11 protein-coding genes are annotated in these 13,892 nt (G+C 62.4%); 7 read left to right on the top strand and 4 right to left on the bottom strand.

All coding sequences use genetic code 11. The features are described from left to right. Positions 1–70 precede the first annotated feature (70 nt). Positions 71–3,598, top strand: a complete 3,528-nt coding sequence (gene dnaE, locus LB556_RS02850) for a DNA polymerase III subunit alpha (RefSeq protein WP_224563217.1) — start codon at positions 71–73, stop codon at positions 3,596–3,598. Positions 3,599–3,751: 153 nt separating this feature from the next. Here the strand turns inward: dnaE and LB556_RS02845 are convergent, their stop codons facing one another. Continuing rightward, positions 3,752–4,633, bottom strand: a complete 882-nt coding sequence (locus LB556_RS02845) for a DMT family transporter (RefSeq protein WP_224563214.1) — start codon at positions 4,631–4,633, stop codon at positions 3,752–3,754. Positions 4,634–4,817: 184 nt separating this feature from the next. Here LB556_RS02845 and LB556_RS02840 point away from each other — a divergent pair, with 184 nt between their 5' ends. Continuing rightward, complete coding sequence (locus LB556_RS02840; RefSeq protein ID WP_224563212.1) at positions 4,818–5,324, top strand: hypothetical protein; 507 nt, start codon at positions 4,818–4,820, stop codon at positions 5,322–5,324. Positions 5,325–5,344: 20 nt separating this feature from the next. Here the strand turns inward: LB556_RS02840 and LB556_RS02835 are convergent, their stop codons facing one another. Next, positions 5,345–6,673 (bottom strand): DNA polymerase IV, encoded by a 1,329-nt coding sequence (locus LB556_RS02835; protein WP_224563209.1) that lies wholly within the window; start codon positions 6,671–6,673, stop codon positions 5,345–5,347. A gap of 65 nt (positions 6,674–6,738) precedes the next feature. Here LB556_RS02835 and LB556_RS02830 point away from each other — a divergent pair, with 65 nt between their 5' ends. The 3 genes from LB556_RS02830 (at position 6,739) to LB556_RS02820 (ending at position 10,600) form a co-directional block, all read left to right on the top strand. Beyond that, positions 6,739–7,314 (top strand): GNAT family N-acetyltransferase, encoded by a 576-nt coding sequence (locus tag LB556_RS02830; protein ID WP_224563207.1) that lies wholly within the window; start codon positions 6,739–6,741, stop codon positions 7,312–7,314. Between the two features lie 80 nt (positions 7,315–7,394). Next, the gene (locus LB556_RS02825; RefSeq protein WP_224563205.1) at positions 7,395–8,867 is read left to right on the top strand and encodes a hypothetical protein; all 1,473 of its coding nucleotides are present in this window, start codon (positions 7,395–7,397) and stop codon (positions 8,865–8,867) included. Between the two features lie 164 nt (positions 8,868–9,031). Further along, positions 9,032–10,600: a hypothetical protein gene (locus tag LB556_RS02820; protein WP_224563203.1), complete on the top strand. Its 1,569-nt coding sequence runs from the start codon at positions 9,032–9,034 to the stop codon at positions 10,598–10,600. Positions 10,601–10,660: 60 nt separating this feature from the next. Here the strand turns inward: LB556_RS02820 and LB556_RS02815 are convergent, their stop codons facing one another. Together LB556_RS02815 and LB556_RS02810 are read right to left on the bottom strand one after the other, a co-directional pair. Beyond that, entirely contained in the window at positions 10,661–11,323 is a 663-nt protein-coding gene (locus LB556_RS02815; protein WP_224563200.1) for a DUF2608 domain-containing protein, read from the bottom strand. Continuing rightward, positions 11,320–11,619, bottom strand: coding sequence for a DUF3572 domain-containing protein (locus tag LB556_RS02810; protein ID WP_224563197.1), 300 nt, complete (start codon positions 11,617–11,619; stop codon positions 11,320–11,322). Before LB556_RS02810 ends, LB556_RS02815 begins: the two co-directional genes overlap by 4 nt. Positions 11,620–11,864: 245 nt before the next feature. Between LB556_RS02810 and LB556_RS02805 the strand changes: the two genes are divergently transcribed. Together LB556_RS02805 and LB556_RS02800 are read left to right on the top strand one after the other, a co-directional pair. Then, the gene (locus LB556_RS02805) at positions 11,865–12,236 is read left to right on the top strand and encodes a response regulator (protein ID WP_006334976.1); all 372 of its coding nucleotides are present in this window, start codon (positions 11,865–11,867) and stop codon (positions 12,234–12,236) included. Between the two features lie 36 nt (positions 12,237–12,272). Then, complete coding sequence (locus LB556_RS02800) at positions 12,273–13,646, top strand: PleD family two-component system response regulator (RefSeq protein WP_224563194.1); 1,374 nt, start codon at positions 12,273–12,275, stop codon at positions 13,644–13,646. The last annotated feature ends 246 nt before the right edge of the window (positions 13,647–13,892 follow it).

Here is a 13,892-nt window from a genome sequence, read left to right as displayed (position 1 = left end):
GGACTGGCATCGCCCGGTTCCGGACAATACATTCCCATCGACTCAAAGACCCTAGGCGGCGCGAGAAACCATGGCGGATGAAAGACTTCCACGCGATCCCCTGAAGCGCGAGGCCGCGATCGCGGCTGCGCGGCCGGAGGTGGCGGCGCGGCCGTTCGTCCATCTTCGCGTGCATTCGGCCTATTCGCTGCTCGAGGGCGCGTTGCAACTTGGCAAGATCGTTGGCCACGCCGTGAAAGATGAAGCGCCAGCCATCGCCGTCACCGACACCAACAACCTGTTCGGCGCGCTGGAGTTCGCGCAGAAGGCGGTGAAGGACGGCATCCAGCCGATTATCGGCTGCCAGATCGCGCTTGCCTTCTCCGGCGAAAATAGCGACGGCCAGCGCGACCGCCGCCGGCAAGGGCCCGATATGCGGCCAGTCGTGCTGATCGCGGCCACCGAAGCCGGTTATTCCAATCTCGTCCGGCTGGTCAGCCGGGTTTATCTCGAAACACCGCCTGGTGAAGCGGTGCACCTGACGACCGAAATGATGGACCACCAATGCGATGGCCTGATTTGCCTCAGTGGCGGGCCGCGTGGCCCGATCGGCATGGCCTTGAAGGAAGATCGCCGCGACCTGGCCGAGGCGCGCCTGCTCACTCTAAAGGCGATGTTCGGCGACCGTCTCTATGTCGAGTTGGACCGGGTGTCGGGTTATGATCGGATGATCGAGAAATCCTCGATCGATCTCGCCTATGGTCACGAACTTCCGCTTGTCGCCACCAACGAGGCCTTCTTCTCGTCGCGCGACGAGTACGAGGCGCATGATGCGTTGATCGCCATCGCCGAGGGTTCGGTCGTCGCCGTCGACACCCGCCGCCGGCTGTCGCCGGACAATTTCCTGCGCAGTCAGGCCGACATGGCAAAGCTGTTCGCCGACCTGCCTGAAGCGATCGACAACACGGTCGAGATCGCCCTGCGCTGTGCCTACTATCCGAAAACACGCAGCCCGATCCTGCCGCGCTTCACTGGCGGCGACAACGCCGACAAGGACGCGGCCGAAAAGGCCGAGGCCGAGGAACTGGCCCGCCAGGCGCGCGAGGGGCTCGACGCACGGCTCGCCTTGCACGGACCGACCCCGGGCTACACGGTCGAGCAATATCGTGAGCGGCTCGAATTCGAGCTCGGCATCATCGAGAAGATGAAGTTCCCCGGCTACTTCCTGATCGTCGCCGACTTCATCAAATGGGCCAAGGCGCAAGGCATTCCGGTCGGGCCGGGGCGTGGTTCGGGCGCCGGTTCGCTGGTTGCCTATTCGACCACCATCACCGACATCGATCCGCTGCGCTTCTCGCTGCTGTTCGAACGCTTCCTCAACCCTGACCGCGTGTCGATGCCCGACTTCGACATCGACTTCTGCCAAGACCGGCGCGAGGAGGTGATCCGCTACGTCCAGCAGAAATACGGTCGCGACCAGGTCGGCCAGATCATCACTTTCGGCACGCTGCAGGCGCGCGCCGTGCTGCGCGATGTCGGCCGCGTCCTGCAGATGCCCTATGGCCAGGTGGACAAGCTGTCCAAGATGGTGCCGCAGAACCCGGCCAATCCGGTCAAGCTCGCCGATGCCATCGCCAACGAGCCGCGCTTTGCCGAGGAGGCGGAGAAGGAACCGATCGTCCAGACGCTGCTCGACATGGCGCAGAAGCTGGAAGGCCTTTACCGCCACGCCTCGACACACGCCGCCGGCATCGTCATCGGCGACCGGCCTTTGTCGGAACTGGTGCCGATGTACCGTGATCCGCGCTCGGACATGCCCGTCACCCAGTTCAACATGAAGTATGTCGAGCAGGCTGGGCTGGTGAAGTTCGACTTCCTCGGCCTGAAGACGCTGACGGTGCTGGAGACGGCGGTCAAGCTGATCCGTCGCAGAGGCATCGACATCGATCTCGCGACGATCCCGCTCGATGATCCCGACACCTACGCCATGCTTTCGCGCGGCGAGGTGGTTGGCGTGTTCCAGGTTGAAAGTGCCGGCATGCGCAAGGCGCTGATCGGCATGCGGCCAGACTGCATCGAGGACATCATCGCTCTGGTCGCTCTCTACCGGCCAGGCCCGATGGAGAACATCCCGACCTACAACGCCAGAAAGCACGGCGAAGAGGAGATGGCCTCGATCCATCCCAAGATCGACCATCTGGTGAAGGAGACGCAAGGCGTCATCGTCTACCAGGAACAGGTGATGCAGATCGCGCAGGAGCTGTCGGGTTATTCGCTCGGCGAAGCCGACCTTCTGCGCCGCGCCATGGGCAAGAAGATCCGCGCCGAGATGGACAAGCAGCGCGAACGTTTTGTCTCCGGCGCCGTCGAGCGCGGCGTTTCAAAGCCGCAGGCCGACTTCATTTTCGACCTGCTGGCCAAGTTCGCCGACTATGGTTTCAACAAGTCGCACGCCGCCGCCTACGCTGTCGTCTCCTATCAGACGGCCTATCTCAAGGCGCATTATCCGGTCGAGTTCCTGGCGGCGTCGATGACACTCGACATGGGCAACACCGACAAGCTCGCCGACTTCCGCCAGGATGCGCTGCGCCTCGGCATCGAAGTCCTGGCGCCGTCGGTGATGACCAGCTTCCGTCCCTTCGAGGTCGGCGAGAACCGAATCTACTATTCGATGGCCGCCCTCAAGGGAGTAGGCGACGCCGCGGTGGAGCACATCGTCGCCGTCCGCGGCGAAAAGCCGTTCCAGAGCCTGGCCGATTTCTGCGAAAGGGTCGACCCGAAGATCGTCGGCAAGCGGGTTTTCGAAAGCCTGATCATGGCCGGCGCGCTCGACTGCTTCGGCCACGATCGCGCCCAGATGATGGCTGGCGTCGAGCGGATGATGGGACTGGCGTCGCTCGCGCAGCAGAACGCCGTTTCGGGCCAGGCCGATATCTTCGGCGCCTCGCTCGGCGCCCAGTCGCAGGCGCTCAACCTGCCGGCGACCGATCCATGGCTCGCCGCCGACCGGCTGCACCGCGAATTCCAGGTCGTCGGCTTCTATCTTTCGGCGCATCCGCTCGACGAGTACAAGGCGGCACTGCAGAAGATGCGGGTGCAGAACTGGGCGGAGTTCTCTGCCGCCGTCAAGCGCGGCGCTTCCGCCGGCAGGCTTGCCGGCACCGTCACCAGCAAGCAGGAGCGTAAGACGCGCACCGGCAACAAGATGGGGGTGGTGGCCTTTTCCGACACGTCCGGCCAATACGAGGCCGTTTTGTTTTCAGAAGGATTGGCCCAGTACCGCGATCTCCTCGAAGCCGGCCGCTCCGTCGTCATCACTGTCGCGGCGGAGGACAGGCCCGAGGGCGTCAACCTTCGCATCAACTCCGTGCAATCGCTGGAGGACGAAGCAAGCCGCATCCAGAAGGCCCTGCGCATTTTCGTCAGGGGCGATGGGCCTGCCTCGATGATCCAATCCCAGCTCTCCCAGCGCGGTGAAAGCCAGGTGAGCATTATCGTGATCAAGGACGAGGCGCAGGGCGAGGTCGAGATTGGCCTGCCGGGCGGCTATCGCGTCTCGCCGCAGATCGCCTCGGCGATGCGCGCCGTGCCGGGCGTGGTCGAAGTGGAACTGGTGTGATCCGCGCGCTTGCCCGCCGGCAATCCGAGCGAAAGCATCCGCCGCTCATGCTGTCGCGATCCGGATGAAAGCGGCGGACAGCAAGGCGCCGCGAGGTCTCTCCTGCGGACACGTTCTCAACATGCCGAACGAGGGTGACTGATCGGCGGCGGTTTACGAAGCGGCCACTTCCGCCGGCCTTGCCGGTTTGCGTTGAAGGTTGAGCAGGTTGCCCATCAGGATGAGCAACGCGCCGCCGGCGGTGAAGGCGTCGATCTGCTCGCTGTAAAGCAACCAGCCGATCAGCGCGGACAACGGCACGCGCAGGAAATCCATCGGCGAAATGACGGTGGCGTCGGCATAGCCGAGCGCGCGGGCCATGCAGAAATGCGACGACATGCCGGTGAAGGCAATCAGCACGATCCATGGCCACAGTTCCAGCGGCGGGTTGCGCCACTCATAAAGGGCTGGGACGAGGCCGACCAAAGACTGGACGATCAGCATCCAGAAGATGATGCGCACGACGCTGTCCGTCCGCGTCAGCGACTTGACCATGACCACCGAGACGCCGAAGCAGACCGCGGCGCCGAGCACGATGAGATGGCCAGGATCGACCGAGCCCACACCGGGGCGAACGATGACCACCACGCCGATCAGGCCCAGCACGATCGCGGCAAGCTTCGGCCGGGACAGCCTTTCACCAAGAAAAGTCACCGCCAGGATAGCCGTCCAGATCGGCGTGGTGAATTCGATCGAGATCAGCACGGCCAGCGGAATCAAGGTCAATGCGTAAAGCCATGCCGCCTGCCCGGTGTAATGGATAACGTTTCGGGCGATATGGGCGAGGGGGCGCTGCGTGCGCATCGCAACAAATCCGCCGCTCGCAAACACCAGCGGCAGAAGGATAAAGAAGCCGATCACCGAGCGCAGTTCCAGCACCTGGAAGACATTCAGTTCGGCCGTCGTGGCGCGGCCGGCGACAGACATCGCCAGGAACGAGGCGATCGACAGCGCCATCCAGAACGCGGCCTTGGGGATCGAAGGGGTGGGTGCCATATCCGCTATGTCGCAAGCCGGGGTTCTTGCCGCAACCACTAGCCGCCCCATTCTTCTGGGCCAGTTGCGGTGGTGGCGCTGCAAACCGTGGCGTGGCGGGCGGAACTCGACAGGGCACGGGGCGTTGAGACGTCGTACTCACCCAACCCTTACTGGTTGCCCACGCCTGACGAGGAGAGCTTCGATGATGTCACCAGCGCGGTTTATGCTTGCCGGGTGCCTGTTGGTTGCCGCCAATGCCGCACATGCCGACGAGAGCAAATTTCTCCAGTCCTTCAGGGGGAATTTCGCCGGCAAGGGGGCTGTCCAGGTAACAAGCGCGGCCCCGACCGTCAATGTTTCCTGCACGTTCAAATCGGACTCGACATCATCCTCGCTGTCGCTCGACGGCAGCTGCACCGGCCTTATCCTGATGAGCCGCGCCATCAGCGCCCATCTGAAAACCAGTGGCGTCAGATATAGCGGCGTCTATGTTGGATCGCGCACTGGTCCGGCGCAGCTCAACGGCAGCCGCTCCGGCAATGCGATCAACCTCGCCATCCGTTGGGCCAAGCCGGTCAACGGCAACAGCGTTTCGCAATTGACCGTGGAGAAAAAAGGCTCCGACGGCATTCTGTTGACGGTCACCGACCACGATCCCAAAACCGGCAAGAACGTGGTGACCAGTCGTATCGATCTAAAGCGCACCTGACGGGTGCACCGTATCCGGCCTCAATCTTCGAGCGGTTCCGGCGGATGGGCGTCGCGACCCCTGCCGAAGGTATAGCCGGTTTCCACGGCCTTGCGGCCGAACTTGTCGCGCAACGCATCGACGGCGCCTTCGGCCATGGCGCGCTTGCGCGACTGGACATCGACCAGATCGGGCGGATCGGCCTTGTCGTCGTCGGAGAGATCGCTGACACCGATGCCCAGCAATCGAAATTTCGTCCCGTCAGTCTCCTTGCGAAGAAGCTCCACGCCGGTCGAAAAGATGCGGTCCGCGAGCCGGGTCGGGTCGCCGAGCTGGCGGTTGCGCGTGCGCAGCTTGAAATCCTGGGTCTTCAGCTTCAGCACCACGGTGCGCCCGGCAATGCCTGATTTCTTCAACCGCGCCGAGACCTTCTCCGAAAGGCCTCTCAGCACCGAGACAAGCTCGTCCAGCGAGGCGATGTCGGTGTCGAAAGTGGTTTCGGCCGATACGCTCTTGGCGTCCTGGTCGGGGTCGACGCGGCGGACATCCTCGCCGCGCGAAAGCCGGTAGAGCCGTTCGCCCATCACGCCGTAGCGGCGCATCAGGTCGCCACGCTCCATCTCTTGAAGCTGGCCGATCGTGCGGATGCCATCCTGTTCGAGCGTGGCGTTGAACGCCTTGCCGACGCCCCAGATCATGGTCACCGGCTGCGTTGCCAGAAAGCCGACCGCCTCGGCCTCGCCAATGACGGAAAAGCCGCGCGGTTTGCGGAAGTCGGACGCAATCTTGGCGAGGAACTTGCAGTAGGACAGGCCGGCCGAGACAGTGATGCCGATCTCCTTCTCCACGGCCAACGCGAAGCGCGCCAGCACCACGGCCGGCGGCAGGCCGTGCAGCCGCTCTGTACCGGCGAGATCGAGAAATGCCTCGTCGATCGAAAGCGGCTCGACCAGCGGCGTCAGCGCCTGCATCATGGCCCGCACCTCGCGGCCGACGGCGACGTATTTTTCCATGTTGGGCGGGATCACGACCGCCTCGGGACAGGCTTCGAGCGCCTTGAACATCGGCATCGCGGAACGAACGCCTTGGATGCGCGCGATGTAGCATGCGGTGGAGACGACCCCGCGTTTGCCTCCGCCTATGATCAGCGGCTTGTCCTTGAGTGCCGGGTTGTCGCGCTTCTCGATCGCCGCGTAGAAGGCGTCGCAGTCGACATGGGCGAGGTGCAGCCGGTAAAGCTCGGGATGGCGGGCAAGGCGAGGACTGCCGCAGCGTTCGCAGCGGCGCTTTTCACCGCGCTGAAACATCAGGCAGTCACGACAAAAACCGTGATCGGGATTGTTGACAGAAGCCGCCATCGCTGCGAACATAAAGAGAACAGACGCAATGGTACGACAGTGCAGGGCCAGCGACAAGCTTGGCCTGGGGAGAACGCATGAGCACGACCATAGTGCCGTTGGCGCCAGAGCTCTGGCCTGAATTCGAGGACCTTTTCGGCAAGCAAGGCGCCTGCTACGGCTGCTGGTGCACGCATTTCCGACTGGCGCCGGCAGCGAGGCGCGAGAGCAGCCGTGAACGCAACAAGGACCATATCAAGGCGCGCATCGAGGCCGGCCCGCCGCCCGGCCTGCTGGCTTTCGAGGATGGCAAGACGGTTGGCTGGATGCAGATCGGGCCACGCGCCGACGTGCCCGAATGGAACAACAAGGGCAGGGGCTCGGCGCCGATCGACCCCGCCGACGCTTCCGATCCGGCTGTCTGGGCGATCTCCTGCTTTTTCATCCGCGCCAAGGCGCGCGGCAGGGGCATCACGCACTGCCTGGTCGAGGGCGGCATCGATTTCGCCCGGAGGAACGGGGCACGGCTTGTCGAGGCCTGCCCGATCGACCTGTCCCGCGATTCGCGCTCGATCGGCCTGTTTGTCGGCTCATCTGGGGTCTTCGAGAAGGCCGGTTTCGAGAGGCTCGTCGAGCGGAAGGCCGGCCGGCCGCTGATGCGGCTGGTGTTGTAACGGAACTTCAACTTGCAATTGCAACATAGTATTTTCTACAGCAAAGCGATTTGGTCGTTGGAAACAAGGGGAAGATTAAATTGAAGCGTGTTCTGCCAGTTGTTCTTGGTTTTGCCCTGGTTGCGCCTGCCTGGGGGCAGACCGTCGACAATCGGGGCGCAAAGCAGCTTTCCGATGAGCTGTCGCGCTATGTCGGGAAGCAGGTGCTCAACGAAGGCATTTTGAAGATTTCAGCCGCAGGCGATGCCTACAAGATTACCTTGGATTTGAAGGCGATCGCAGCGGGCCTGCCGAAGCAGAACCTGCCGAAGTTCGATTTCCCGCCCTACACGCTGCTGGTCAAACCACGCGGCGACGGCGGCTGGGACGTCTCCTCGGATTTTTCGACCAGCGGATCTATCCAGGTAAATGATCCGGACGGTCAAAAAAGCGCGCTGATCGCCATCAAGGACGGCAAGTTCACGGGCGTCTATGATCCCGAACTGGCGGCATTTACCAGCGGCGGCAGCTCGATGGCAGGCATGACGATGGTCTCGCGCATGCCCAGGCAGGTAACGGAACTCGGCGTCGGCTCGAGCTCCTCCAATTTCGGTGCCAGCAAATCGGTGAACGGAGGCGTCGACCTCAAGGTGACGCAGGCCATGGCCGACTTCGTCGAAACCGTGAAAATCGACGGCCGGGTTGTTGGGGCGGTCAAGGCCTCGGATCTCGTTGTGGATTTGAACGCCCAAGCGATACGGACTAAGCCGTTCCTGGACTTGTTGGCGTTCGCCGTGGCTCATGAAGATGAGACCCAGTTGAAGGCCGACCAGGCAGAGCTGAAAGCGCTTCTGCTCGCGGCGCTGCCGCTGTGGGATCGGATGGCCGGAAGCTATTCATTCAAAAATGTCGCGTTCGATACATACGCGGGCAATTGGGGCGTGGCGCAACTGGACACCACGTTCGGGGCTGATGGCGTTTCTCGCAACGGTAAGGTCGACTACACAATCAAGGCCTCCGGCCTGACCTTTCCCAAGGTCACGCCGGGCTGGATGGCCGTAATGCTGCCAACCGAGTTCGACCTGAGATTCGGTGGGTCCAATATTGACCTCGACAGCATGGCGAGAAAGACGATCGAGGCATTCGATCTCGGCAAGAACCCACCGCTGCCCGCGGGGTTCCGCGATCAGATCAAGGCCGGCTTCATGGCCAACACACCCAAATTCATCGTCGGTCACAGCGTTTTAAAGAATGGCGGTACGGAGATCGCGATGGAGGGCGAGATGACCTTCCCCGGCCATAAACCAGATGCAACCTTGACCGTCGACGTCGCGGGCTACGACAAGATCGTTGCGGCGCTGCAGACGGCGGCCAAAACCGAACCGGTGGCGGCGCAATATTTTCCCTTCGCATTGGCCGTCAAGGGATTTGCCAAGACGTTGCCGGACGGCAGGATGGAGTGGGTCATCAATGCCAAGCCCGACGGCTCCGTGACGGTCAATGGCGCCATGCTGAAGCCAGCCGATCCGGCCGTCGACGATAGCGGTGGGGGCGGGGCGAAGCTCAATCCTTGATCTTCAGCGGGCAAGATTGTGCCGCTGGTCGATGAACCATCCGCCGCGCCAAATGCGGCCGGTGCAGAAGCCGATGGCCTGATTGTCATCGTCTTGCAGTCGTGATCGTATTTGCCTACCAAAGACAGGAAACGATTTTGCCTTCGACCGAGCGGAGAATTCCCGTGAGCCGTGTGTTGCCAATCGCCTTTACCGCGCTTCTGCTCAGTGCACCCGCTTTCGGCCAGGCCGTCGACAGCCAGGGCGCAAAGCAGTTGTCCGACGACCTGTCGCGCTATGTCGGCAAACAAGCCCTGGACAAGGGCATCCTGAAGGTTTCGGCCGAAGGGGACGCCTACAGGATAGCGTTTGATTTCAAGGCGCTGGCTCAGAGCTTTCCCGACCAGAAGCTGGTGAAGTTCGACTTTGCGCCCTACGCCCTGCTGGTCAAGCCGCGCAGTGACGGATCCTGGGATGTCTCGATGGATTTTTCGCAAACCGCATCTTTCGAGTTCAATGGGCCCGAGGGGCTGCAAAGCACACAATTTTCGATCAAGGACGGCAAGGCTTCCGGTGTCTATGACCCGAATCTGGCGGCATTCACCAGCGGCGCGAGCTCGATCTCAAGCATGACGATGGCATCGAAGGACGCCAAGCAGCAGATCGATATGAGCGCCGGCGCGGGCACCGCGACCCTGTCCGCGACAAAGGCGGCCAATGGCGGCGTCGATTTCACGACGTCGCAAAAGATTTCGAGCTTCGTCGAAGCGATAAAATTCAATGATCCCGAGAGCGGACTGAATTTTCCGGTTACCGTGAAGTCGCCGGAATTGTCGGTGGAAGCCAGCGGCAAGGGCGTGCAGACCAAGCCGCTGCTCGATCTCCTGGCCTTTGCCGTGGCCAATGAAGACGAAAAGACGCTGAAGGCAAACCAGGCGCAACTCAAGTCGCTTCTGCTCGCCGCGCTCCCGGTGTGGCAGCGCATCGATGGTACATACGGCTTCAAGGATTTCGCGGTCGACAGCCCGATCGGCACTTTCGGGGCGACCCAGCTCAGCGCCGCGTTCGGTACCGACGGCGTCTCCCAGAACGGCAAGATCAGCTACGGCATCAAGGCTTCAGGGCTGACGGTGCCGCAGCAGCTTTTGCCAAGCTGGAGCGTGGCCCTGCTGCCCACCGATGTCGACCTGAATTTCGGCGGCGCCGACATCGACCTCGACAGCATGGCGAAGAAAGCAATCGAAGCCTTTGATCTCAATAAGGACCCGCCGCTGCCGGCCGAATTCGGCGATCAGCTCAAGGCCGACTTCCTGGCCAAGACGCCGAAGGTCGTCATCGGCCATAGCACCATCAAGAACAAGGACATGGAGATCGCGCTTGAGGGCGAGATGACAAGCTTCGGCCAGAAACCCGACGCAAGTCTCACCGTCGGCGTCGCCGGCTTCGACAAGATCATGGCGCATCTGCAGGACGCGGCGAAGGCAGAGCCGGAGATCGGGCAATACGTGCCTGTCGCTCTCATGGCGAAGGGTTTTGCCAAGACGCTGCCGGATGGCAGGTTGGAATGGATCATCAACACCAAGGCCGACGGCTCGGTCGCTGTCAACGGTGTCATGCTGAAGCCGGCCGATCCGGCGGTGGATGACAGCGTCGACGACGGTGACGGCGCAAACGATGAGAGCGGCGGTGACAACGGCGGCAGCGACAATGGCGGCAGCGCGAACGGCGGGGCAGGGGCGAAGCTCAATCCCTGAGGGTTGATCCCTCGAGCAATCCAAGCAAAGGTATAAAGCGTTTTTCCGGTCGCAATTGCGTCAAAGTGCCTTGACCCCAAGCGCGCCCGCGATTTTCGGTGCGGCTTCATGCCAGTCCTGGACGACGATGACATCGTTCTGGACCGAAGGCAGGAATGCGCGCAGCGAATTGTCGGCCATCAGGTGGAAAAGACTTGCGTCGGCGACCGATTCCCGCACCGACGCCAGATTGTGCGGCTGATCGTCGACGAAGACAACGGGCCGTCCAGTCTTGCCGCGAAGTCTGGCTACCGCCGGACCCTTGGCCATTTCGGTGGTCAGAAGCGGGTAGCTCAGCCCCAGCGCATCGAGATGGGCGCGGCGAACGGCGCGATGCCTGTGCGGCATGGCCGTCAGCAGTATGATTTCCGCGCGGTCTCCAAGCCCCGTCAGGGCTTTCGCCGCTCCATCGGTGATGCTCTGCCACTCGGCTTGCGCGTCGAAAAAGTCGCCCAGGAGTGCCGTGACTTCGGGTTGCTCGATCAGGCGACCGCTAGCCGTTTCGGCAATGTTGCCGGTCAACCGGAAGGAAGCCAGTGTCAGGCCGTAGCCGCGCGCCTTGAGGAAATGCGGAAACGGGCGGATGAATTCGAGCACCACGTCGTCGACATCGAGCACCAGCAGCGGCCGGTCGTCAGCCGCCAGTTCCTCGATCTGGCGCGCGGTTTCGGGATCATCGCTCATGTGGAGCGCTCATGATTGTCATCGCCAAGCGGCAAGGCGCGCAACGCCTTGCCGACAGCCGCCGGTGGCGTGCCGGTTTCCTCGGCGAAGCGCATCAAAGTCGGCTCGTGGGCGAGAATGAACTGCAGGACGCCGGCCAGGAAACCCGGCTCGACGGCCGCGCGGCGGATCGAATGCGCCTCTATTCCCGTGATCGCCAGAAAGCGCGGCAAAAGCTCCGGATCGGCGGCAACGAAGCCCAAGGCCTTCACGGCAATGGTTTCCGCCTCTTCGCGCATTGACGCTGCGTTTGCCATCACTACCTTCGTCGTGTGGAATGAGTCTCTCCCGCAGTAATGGCAAGAGTTGCTTGCGGCAAGCCATTAGGAGCGTGGCGCGCCCTTTGGACGCGCGGGAGGCGAGGCGGATTCGCGTTGCTTTGCAGGCCGCGGGTTTCCGTTTCGTCAATCATATCGCCGTATAGTGAAGCAGGGTTTGGTGCGTTCAGGAAAGAACGCATGACGGCCACCTCCGGGCGGAGGACGGTTGGGACGGGATGTCGATGCCTAAGAAGGTCATGATCGTCGAGGACAACGAGCTCAATATGAAGCTCTTTCGGGACCTCATCGAAGCAAGCGGGTACGAAACGGTGCGCACCCGCAACGGTCTGGAGGCGCTTGACCTAGCGCGCCAGCACCGGCCGGACCTCATTCTCATGGACATCCAGTTGCCCGAAGTGTCGGGTCTGGAAGTGACCAAATGGCTGAAGGAGGACGACGATTTGCACGTTATCCCGGTCATAGCCGTGACTGCTTTCGCGATGAAAGGCGACGAGGAGCGCATCCGCCAAGGCGGTTGCGAGGCTTATATTTCGAAGCCGATCTCGGTGCCGCGCTTTATCGAAACCATCAAATCCTATCTGGGCGATGCCTGATGACGTGCCCTTCCTGCCGAGCCGGAGCCTTGTGAAATGACCGCGCGGATCCTCGTCGTCGACGACATCCCTGCCAATGTGAGGCTGCTGGAAGTCCGGCTGCTGGCCGAATATTTCGAGGTGCTGACCGCCAACAACGGGGCCGATGCGATCGAGACCTGCGAGAACGGCAAGGTCGATGTCGTGCTGCTCGACGTAATGATGCCCGAGATGGACGGGTTCGAGGTTTGCCGGCGGCTGAAGAGCGATCCGGCGACGTCGCACATTCCAGTGGTGATGATCACAGCGCTCGACCAGGTCTCCGACCGCGTGCGCGGGCTCGAGGCCGGCGCCGACGATTTCCTGACCAAGCCGGTCAACGACCTGCAACTGATGACGCGCGTCAAGAGCCTTGTTCGCCTGAAGTCGCTGACCGACGAGCTTCGGCTGCGCGCCTCGACCACGCGCAATATCGGCATCGAAGAACTTTTGAGCCGAAATTTCGCGTCCGAGGATACGACGCCGAAAGTACTCCTGATCGACGAGCGCACATCGTCGGTCGAGCGCATCCAGAAGATGCTGCGCGACCGTGCCGATCTCGATGTCACAGGCGATCCACATGCCGGCTTCTTCCAGGCCGCCGAAACGCCCTATGAATGCGTGATCATCTCGACGGCCTTCGCCGATTTCGATCCGCTCCGGCTCTGCTCGCAACTGCGCTCGCTCGACCGCACCCGTTTCGTGCCGATCATCCTGCTGGCGGAGGAGGGCGAGGACGAGCGCATCATCCGCGGGCTCGAACTCGGCATCAACGACTATCTGATGCGGCCGATCGACCAGCAGGAACTGACGGCGCGGCTGCGCACCCAGGTGCGCCGCAAGCGCTACAACGACCAATTGCGGGCCAGCGTCACCCAGACCATCGAAATGGCTGTGACCGACGGCCTGACGGGGCTGCACAACCGCCGCTATCTCGACAGCCATCTGCAGACGCTGTTCGATCGCGCGGTGGCACGGCGCCGGCCGCTGTCGGTGATGATCACCGACCTCGACCGCTTCAAGTCAATCAACGATACGCACGGCCATGATGGCGGTGACGAGGTGCTGCGCGAATTCGCGCGGCGGCTGCGCAAGAACGTCAGGGGTATCGACCTTGCCTGCCGGTTCGGCGGCGAGGAGTTCGTGGTGGTGATGCCGGACACCGACGGCGCCGTGGCCGAGAAGGTGGCCGAACGCATCCGCGCCGAAATCGCCCAGATGCCATTCGCCATCGGCGCCGACGGTAAGACCATCGAGGTCACGGTCAGCGTAGGCGTGTCATCGGTGCTGAAGGGCCTGGATACGGCGGCGGCCCTGATGAAGCGCGCCGATCTCGCGCTTTACGAAGCCAAAAGCGGCGGCCGCAACCGCGTCGTCGCCAAGGCGGCCTGACGGCCCGAGCCTGATTATCCGGTCAACCCAATAGGGTTACCCATTTACCTTAATCCAAGCGATTCGCGAGCCTTGGTTAAGAAACTGTTGATTTTCATAAGCTCTTGCGCAAATGTGCAGGCCAAGACGAAGCCGGCACGAGGGTAGACAGCCGGCTCGATCCCTAGAAATACCCCATGATGCTCAGGTCCGCCGCATCTCCTGGGTCCGTGGGGTCGGCCGGCCGGCGCTGGCACATAGTGGCCT

The organism is Mesorhizobium sp. ES1-4 (assembly GCF_020164745.1).
Taxonomy (GTDB): domain Bacteria; phylum Pseudomonadota; class Alphaproteobacteria; order Rhizobiales; family Rhizobiaceae; genus Mesorhizobium.
Note: the sequence above shows the minus strand (reverse complement) of the source record. Positions and strands in the feature narration are given on the sequence as shown.